This is a genomic window from Catenulispora pinistramenti (genome assembly GCF_018274385.1).
In the GTDB taxonomy this organism is placed as follows: Bacteria; Actinomycetota; Actinomycetes; order Streptomycetales; family Catenulisporaceae; genus Catenulispora; species Catenulispora pinistramenti.
The window spans coordinates 36,379-42,951 of sequence record NZ_JAAFYZ010000071.1 but is presented as its reverse complement, the minus strand read 5'-3'; the positions used below and the strand labels follow the sequence as shown (position 1 = coordinate 42,951).

6 protein-coding genes are annotated in these 6,573 nt (G+C 70.1%); 1 reads left to right on the top strand and 5 read right to left on the bottom strand.

Annotated features, from left to right (window positions below; genetic code table 11):
- Positions 1 to 723: 723 nt before the first annotated feature.
- The gene (locus KGQ19_RS21330; RefSeq protein ID WP_212010965.1) at positions 724 to 1,857 is read right to left on the bottom strand and encodes an ROK family transcriptional regulator; all 1,134 of its coding nucleotides are present in this window, start codon (positions 1,855 to 1,857) and stop codon (positions 724 to 726) included.
- 74 nt (positions 1,858 to 1,931) lie between these two features.
- Here KGQ19_RS21330 and KGQ19_RS21325 point away from each other — a divergent pair, with 74 nt between their 5' ends.
- On the top strand, positions 1,932 to 3,218 hold the full coding sequence (locus KGQ19_RS21325; protein WP_212010964.1) for an MFS transporter: 1,287 nt from the start codon (positions 1,932 to 1,934) through the stop codon (positions 3,216 to 3,218).
- Between the two features lie 74 nt (positions 3,219 to 3,292).
- On the opposite strand, the gene KGQ19_RS21320 is transcribed toward KGQ19_RS21325, so the two are convergent.
- The 4 genes from KGQ19_RS21320 to KGQ19_RS21305 all read right to left on the bottom strand — a co-directional run bounded on the left by KGQ19_RS21320 (position 3,293) and on the right by KGQ19_RS21305 (position 6,519).
- Entirely contained in the window at positions 3,293 to 3,610 is a 318-nt protein-coding gene (locus tag KGQ19_RS21320) for a chorismate mutase (protein ID WP_212010963.1), read from the bottom strand.
- Between the two features lie 79 nt (positions 3,611 to 3,689).
- Complete coding sequence (locus KGQ19_RS21315) at positions 3,690 to 4,262, bottom strand: suppressor of fused domain protein (RefSeq protein ID WP_212010962.1); 573 nt, start codon at positions 4,260 to 4,262, stop codon at positions 3,690 to 3,692.
- Positions 4,263 to 4,311: 49 nt separating this feature from the next.
- Positions 4,312 to 5,280: an aldo/keto reductase gene (locus tag KGQ19_RS21310; RefSeq protein WP_212010961.1), complete on the bottom strand. Its 969-nt coding sequence runs from the start codon at positions 5,278 to 5,280 to the stop codon at positions 4,312 to 4,314.
- 96 nt (positions 5,281 to 5,376) lie between these two features.
- Entirely contained in the window at positions 5,377 to 6,519 is a 1,143-nt protein-coding gene (locus KGQ19_RS21305) for an FAD-dependent oxidoreductase (protein WP_212010960.1), read from the bottom strand.
- Positions 6,520 to 6,573: the final 54 nt, after the last annotated feature.

Below are 6,573 nucleotides of genomic sequence, written 5' to 3'. Positions count from 1 at the left end.
CGGCTTCTCTAGACAAGAACCGATGTATCAGAGGTCTCGTTCACACCACCAACCAGCCCCTTGACACCCCCACCAAAACCTTAACTACGCGGCATTGTGCCGGTGGCCGGGGGTCAAGTTCGCGCTGAACAAAACCGCAGCTCAAATGGCCAACCGCCGCGCGCGGACTTTACCCCCGGACACCGGTGCTGTACCCATCGGGCTGACGACGCGACCGTGGGGAACGGACCGTAACCACCTCAGGGACCGCAGCCGCTGAGACTAGATCGGCCACCCTAGGGAACCGCGCTAGTTTCCCTGAGGTTGCCGAGGCCCGCCGGAGGCCCGGCTCTTCACCATGGCTCTTGACCTTGACCTTGACTGTGCTGTTGATCTTGTTCTTGATCTGGCCCTTTGCCCTTGCTCTGACTTGCTGGAGTTGAAGAGGCCTGAGGTGGGGCGGGGTTGTGAACGCGGAAACCGGCAGCCGAGTTACAAACCCACCGCCACGAACCCCGAACCGGCACAACTATGACCGAAGGCCGTAAAAATCGCCTTTCAACCCACACCCAAACCGCAACCCGGCCCACAAACCCCAGCACCCAGCAATCTCCACCCGCCAACGGATCCCACCCGCCGACCGGCACATCGCGATCCACGCCGCGAAAGCTCCCGGGCAAACGTTGCCTGATACAGCGCTACTAGTCCCAACGCCGCACCGTCGAGATCAATGCTCTGAGCAGGTCAGCCGCCGAATACCTCCTCGCGCGCCAGGTCGAGCCCGGTCAGCACGGCGCCGTGCAGCACGGCGTCACCCTCGACCGTGCTGGCCCGCACCTCGGTCTCGATCGGCGACTTGGTGGCCAACCGGGCCGCGACCAGGGCCGCGAGCGGTTCGCCGGCGGCCCGTCCGGCGCTGCCGCCGAGCACGACGAGCCCGGGGTCCAGGACCGAGATCGCGGCGAACGCGCCTTTCGCGATCCGCTCGGCGAGCTCTTCGGGAGCGATGGTCGCGCGGACCTCCGGTGCGATCGTGTCGCAGAACTCGGCGCCGTCGACCTCCAGCCAGCCGAGTTCGCCGGCGCCGCCTGAGGCGCCGCGGCGGAGCCGGCCGTCCAGTACGACCGCGCCGCCCACGCCCTCGTCCAGCCACAGCAGCACGAAGTCCGCGTGGCCGGCCGCCGCGCCGAGGCGGTGCTCGGCGACCGCCGCGAGGTTCACTTCGTTCTCCAGCAGTACCCTGACACCCAGGACGCGCTCGAGTTCGTCCGGCAGATCCGGTCGCCAGCCGGGCATGTCGGGTGCCGCGGTCGACTGGCCCGAGTGCGGGTGGACCATGCCGGGCGCGCCGATCACGACGATGTGCGGTTGGCGTCCGTTCGCGGCTTGCGTGATGGCTTCGGCCAGGGACGCGATCAGGTCGGGCGCGCGGCGCGGGCCGTTCGCAGGGGGCGCGATCGCTGGGGCGTCGGCGGCGTCGGCGGCATCTGTGGCATCGGCGGCTGCGGCGGTGTCGGCGGCGTCTGCGGTGTCTGTAGCGTCGAATCGCCGGGTGGCCGTCCCGACTGTCGCGCCGGTCAGGTCGGCGACGGTCGCTGTGAACCCGGTGCGGCGCAGGTCGACGCCGACGACGTGGGCCCGCTCGGCGATCAGCCGGTAGAGCCGGGCGTTCGGTCCGCGCCGGGTCTCCTCGGCTTCGCCCACCGACTCCACCAGCCCGGCCGTGCCCAGCCGTTCCACCAGGTCGGCGACGGTGGGCCGGGACAGTCCGGTCAGCTCCCGCAGCTGCGGCGCGGTCAGCGGGCCGCGCTCGATCAGCAGGTCGAGGGCCAGCCGGTCGTTGATCGCGCGGGCGGTGGCCGGGGTCGCGGTCTTCATGGGCCCATAGTAATCAGGAAGGGACCCTGATTATTTCACTTTCCATCAGGAAGGGTCCCTGATAGTTTCCTCCCGTGACTCAGCTCAGCACCCCGCAGCGCTCGGACAGCCCGCCGGCTCTCTACTCAGACGACCGGGACCAGGACCGGGTCCGGCACCGTGCCATCATGCTCATCTTCGTCGTCCACGGAATGGTTTCGGGCACTCTGGCCACCTCCCTGCCCTGGCTCCAGGCGCACGACCGGCTCAGCCCCACCGCGTTGGGCCTGGTGCTGTTCTGCGCGCCCATCGGCTCCTTCATCGCGATGCCGACGGCGAACCGCGTCGCCCACCGGATCGGCGCCGCGCGTGCCACGCGGTCGCTCATCCTCCTGTTGTGTCTGCTGCTTCCGGCTCCGGTCCTGGCCGGTGGCCCGGTCCTGCTCTTCCCGGCGTATCTGCTGCTCGGCATGGCCGCGGGCGGAAGCGACGTGATGATGAACGCGCAAGGCGTGGCGCTGGAACGGCGCTCGGGCCGATCGGTCATGTCCGGGCTGCATGGGATGTGGTGCCTCGGCAGCCTGGTCGCCGGTGGCGCCGGCATCCTCGCCGCGCAACTGCACCTGGATCTGCGCCTGCGCCTGATCGTCACGAGCGCCGTGCTGGTCGTCGGGGCCTGGTATGCCGGACGCGGGCTGAGCCCCGATACCTCCAGCCTCGGCGCGAACGACATCGGTGCGAACGGTCCAGACCAGAACGCTCCGGCGCCGCGCCGGTTCGCCCTGCCGACCCGCGCGATCCTCGGCATCGGCATCGCAGGCTTCTGCGGAACCTTCGCCGAAGGCGCGACCACGAGTTGGTCAGGGGTCTACGTCACCAAGGCGGTCGGCGCCGGGCCCACGGTCGCGGCCGCCGCCTACACGCTGTTCATGCTGAGCATGACCGCGACCCGGCTGTTCGGCGACGTGTTGGTGCGTCGGACCGGACCGGTCGCGGCGGTCCGCGCCGGGGGGATCGTGGCCGCGTGCGGCGGGGTTCTGGTCGTGCTGTTCCGCACGCCGTGGCCGTGCATGCTCGGACTCGCCCTGATAGGCATCGGGCTCGCGATGAACGTGCCCCTGGTGTTCAGTGCCGCCGGACGTAAGGGGAATTCGCTCGGTGAGAGCGTGGCCGGCGTCGCCACCATCACCTACCTGTCCGGGCTGATCGCCCCGGCGGCGATCGGTTGGACGGCCGGTGCCGCGGGCTATCCGGCGGCCTTCGCGCTGATCACCGTTTCCGCGGCGGCGCTGGCCGTGCTGGCCGGCGCGTTGCGGACGCGACCGGACCGCGCCCCGGCGTCTGCTCCCGTGCCGGGTCCGGCCGCCCCCGCTTGTTTGTAGCTCCCTGTGCGGCTCTGACTCCCTGTGGTTCTAACTCCCCGCGTGGTTCTCAGTCGTCGCTGTGGCGGTCGCGGTCACAGCGAGCGGTGGTTGCGGACCACCTCGTCGATGATGAAGGTCAGGAACTTCTCGGCGAACTCCGGGTCCAAGTGGGATTCCTCGGCCAGGAGCCGCAGGCGCCGGATCTGGACCGTCTCCCGGTCGGAGTCGACCGCCGGCATGCCGTGTTCGGCCTTGAGGCGGCCGACCTGCCGGGTGCATTTGAAGCGTTCCGCGAGCAGGTGCACGACCGCCGAGTCGAGGTTGTCGATGCTCGCGCGGAGCTCCAGCAGGCGGCTGTGCGCGTCCTGCGATGCGGCGTCATCTTGCCTGGTGGACAAATCGCTGGTCATGCCGGCAAGGGTATCGTCGCAGCATTCTTGGGTGCGTTACCCGCACAACCGTTGAGACGGTCGCGAGATCGGGGCACGGCTACAGGGCCGGAGCGCGGTTGATGTCCAGGATGTCGATGTCGTTGTCCCGGAAGACGTCCCAGAGGGCGTCGGCGCCTTCCTCGGCGACGAACTCGATCTCGGAGGGGGTGACCGGGATCAGGGTGATGATTTGCAGCTGGAGCCGGGAGACGCGGTCGTCGACCAGATCGAAGTCGGTGCCGAAGACCGGGTTGGGATAGGCGACCACGCCGTGGATCCGCGTGCCCTCGATGAGCGGGCTGTCGTGCTTGACGACGTCGTCGTACTCCAGCCCGGTCATCTGCCCGAGGACGGCGTCGGCGGCCATCGCGGTGAGGGTGCCGGCGGTCACGCGCTGGCTCTCGCGCAGGAAGCAGAACAGCTCCTGGGCCCGCAGCGTGCTGATCGGCTGGGTCCGCAGGCCGTTGGTGACCCAGGCGCTGACGCCGGGCTCCGGGAGCCGGTACTCGACCAGGTCGTATGGGCGCGGCGGCTCCTGCTCCGCTTCGCCGTCATAGACCCGGTGCTGCTCGCCCAGGAAGCGTCTGTAGTGGGCGAGCAGCCGGTCGGTGTTGCCGTCTTCGTTCCGCATGCGACCAAACCCTACCGGTGGTCAGGCAGGCCGTCGGCAGGGCAGTAGGTCAGCGGTTGATGAGCCGCTGCATGGCTTCCGGGTAGCGGTCGCCGGTGAGCTCGAACGCCGTGGCGGCATCCTGGATCTCCGCCAGGTCCTCGGCGCTGAGCGTGACGTTCGCCCCGCCGACGTTCTCCTGCAGCCGCTCGATCCGGCGCGTGCCGGGGATCGGCACCGCGTTCGGGTCCTCGGCGAGGATCCAGGCGATCGCGATCTGGCCGGTCGTCGCGCCGTGGCGCTTGGCGATCCGCTCCAGCAGGTGCACGAGCCCCTGGCTGGCCTGGATCGTCTCGTCGGTGAACCGCGGGAAGATCGAGCGGCGGTCGCCGGCGCCGGACACGTCCGCGGCTGAGGTGATGTTCCCGGTGAGGAAGCCCTTGCCCAGCGGGCTGAACGGGACGAAGCCGATGCCGAGTTCCCGCAACGTCGGCAGGATCTCCTGCTCCGGCTCGCGCCACCACAGCGAGTACTCACTCTGCAGCGCGGTCACCGGCTGGACGGCGTGCGCGCGGCGGATGACGTCCACCCCGGCTTCGGACAGGCCGAAATGCCCGACCTTGCCGGCCTCGATCAGTTCCTTGACGGTCCCGGCGACGTCCTCGATCGGCACCTCGGGGTCGACCCGGTGCTGGTAGAGCAGGTCGATGTGGTCGGTCCGCAGCCGGGTCAGGGACGCGTCGACGACCTCGCGGATGTGGTCCGGCTTGCTGTTCGCGCCGTTCTGCACGCCGCCCTCGATGTTGAAGCCGAACTTGGTGGCGATCTTCACCTGATCGCGCACCGGCTCCAACGCCTCGCCGACGAACGTCTCGTTGGTCCGCCCGCCGTACACCTCGGCGGTGTCGAAGAACGTCACGCCGAGGTCCACCGCCCGGCGGATCAGCGGTAGTGCTTCCTCCCGCGTGGTCAGGCTCATGCAGCCCAGCCCGACCGCCGAGACCTCCAGACCACCGCTGCCCAGGATTCGCTTGTCCATGTCCCAGTCCACCTTTCCGTTCCGGTCTCCATGACAATCGAACACGGGCCGGTCGGCGAGCGGGAGGCCCTGCTAGTACCTGGCAGCCACTACCTGTCAGGCGGCCTGGCCGCTGCGCCTGCCGCGGGGCCGGGGCCTGCCGCTGGGCATCACCCGCGCGGCGAGGTTGCGCGCGTCCACGCCCAGCCGGGTCTTCGGGACGAGCATCCCGGCCGCGAAACCGATGTTGCGCTGTTTCGGCGCGACCAGCTTGCGGTGCCGGTGCTCGTAGCCACGCAGCGCCTCGGCGACGTCGTCATGGTTCGCGAGCGCGTCGGCCAGTGTGTGGGCACCGGCGATCGCCAGGCTGGAGCCGTCGCCGAGCAGCGAGACGCACGAGGCGGCGTCGCCGACCAGCGCGATTCGGCCCCGGCTCCACGTGTCGAGCCGGACCGCGCTGACGGCGTCGAAGAAGAAGTCGTCGGCCTTGCGCAGCGCGTCGAGCAATCGGGGGACCTCCCACCCGGCGCCGGCGTAGGCGTCGAGCACGATGCCGCGGTGCCGCTCGGTGTCGCGGTAGTCGAGGTCGGGGAGCGCGGGGCCCCGGAAGATGAACGCGGCGATCGCCTCGCCGCGCGCGGGGTGGATCGACGCGAGCCGGCCGGGCGTGTTGTGGAGCAGCACCTCGTCGGCGTGTTCGGCGGGGCGGCCCAGGGGGAGCGTCGCGACGTAGAGGCCGAGGTGGTGGACGTGGTCGCGCTCGGGCCCGAAGGCGAGCCGGCGCACGGTCGAGTGCAGGCCGTCGGCACCGATGACGAGGTCGAAGCGGCGGTCGGGGGCGTGGTCGAAGCACACGTCGACACCGGTGGCGTCGGCGTGCAGCGCGGTGATCGAGTCGCCGAACAGGAACTCGGCATCGGGGCGGGCTGCCTCGTAAAGGATCGCGGCGAGGTCGGCGCGCGCTATCTCCACCTCGCCGCCGCGACCCCTGGCCGCGGGCGCGGGCATCCGTGCGATGCGCCGCCCGGACGCAGCGAGCAGCGTCACTGTCGTGGCCGCGGTCGCCGCCGCGCGCAGCTGTGGCAGGACGCCCATCGCCTCGGCGACGGGAACCGCCGGTCCCCGCACGTCAACGGGGTTGCCGCTGGAACGCGTGCCCGGCGAGCGTTCGACGACGGTGGGGCGCAGCCCGGCGCGGGCGAGCCAGTAGGCGAGGGTCGAGCCGGCGATGCCGGCCCCGCAGATCAGGACGTCGGTCATGGGGTCAGCGTAGATGCAATCACTGCAAAGATGCAATCACTGCAAAACTGCCGT